The 1,079-nt window shown below is 82.4% G+C and carries 1 protein-coding gene; it reads right to left on the bottom strand.

What is annotated here, in order from left to right; translation table 11 throughout:
* Positions 1–53: 53 nt before the first annotated feature.
* The coding region (locus C6N75_RS29725) for a hypothetical protein (protein ID WP_258177687.1) at positions 54–1,079 on the bottom strand (1,026 nt) is incomplete at its 5' end.

Below are 1,079 nucleotides of genomic sequence, written 5' to 3'. Positions count from 1 at the left end.
CAGGCGTACGGCGGGGGTGCGGGCGGCGGGGGTGCGCGCCGCCGGGAGGGTGCTCATGCCCGCGGCTCCCGCGGCGGTGCGTTGACGGCCTTGCGCAGGGCGCGCTCGATCCGGTCGGCCACGCCCTTGGCCTCATGGCCGAGCCCGGCCTGCGCGGGGGCGGTGGCCCGCCCGGGGGCCATCGCCTCGGCGGCGGGCTGCGGCTCGGCCACCGCGCGCCCGTCGGCGAAGCCGGACACCGCGTACACCACCACGGGCGCGTCGGTCAGGACGCTGACCCGCCAGCTCGCCCGCTGCGGGTCGCCGAAGGAGGCGGCCGCGGTGCCGGGGGCGGGCAGCGCCCGGGGCATCAGGTCGGCGCGGCGGTCCAGTCCTTCGCCGGCGAACCGGTCGCGCAGCGCGGCCATGCCGGTCCGGTCGCCGTCGGTGAAGACCATGCCGACGGTGGTGACGCTGGAGGCGGTGGCCTCCCGGTAGGTGGCGCGCACCACCCGTGCGCAGCCGACCGGTCGCAGCACCCGGGTCAGCAGCGGGTCCAGGGCGTCGGCGCACGGGCCGTCGGGGGCCACGGCGATCCGGGTCCAGTTGCGGTCGGCCCGGCCGGGCCCGGCGCCGGAGCCCTTGAGGGTGCGCGGGAAGAGGGCGTCCACCGGCACGCTGTGCCACAGCTTCCCGGCCTCGGTCCAGCGGTCGGCGACCGGCGGGGCCTCCGGCCGGGCCGCGATCCAGGCTCCGGCGGCCGCGCCGCCGGTGAGGCCGAGTCCGAGCACCAGGCAGGCCAGCGCGGCGACGGTGCGGCCGGGCCGCCGCGCCGGCACCGGCCGCAGCCGGACGGTGCTCTCGGCGGGCGTCTCGGGCCCCGGGGCGAACCGGGGCCGCGGCGGGGCGTGCGCCGCCGGGCGCTCCCCGCCGGCGAAGGGCGCGCGGGGCGGGGGGAAGCCCGCCGGGCGCGGTTGCGCGGGCGGTCCGGCCGGGGCGGCGGGCCCGCCGGTGAGGTCCACCGCGCCGACCGGCCGCCGCCGGGCCGCCGGTAGCGGGGCCGATGCCAGGGTCGCGGGGGCCGGCCGCGTCGGCGGGGG

It is taken from the genome of Streptomyces solincola (assembly GCF_002982015.1).
Taxonomy (GTDB): Bacteria; Actinomycetota; Actinomycetes; order Streptomycetales; family Streptomycetaceae; genus Streptomyces; species Streptomyces solincola.
This window is presented reverse-complemented; position numbering and strand designations above follow the sequence as displayed.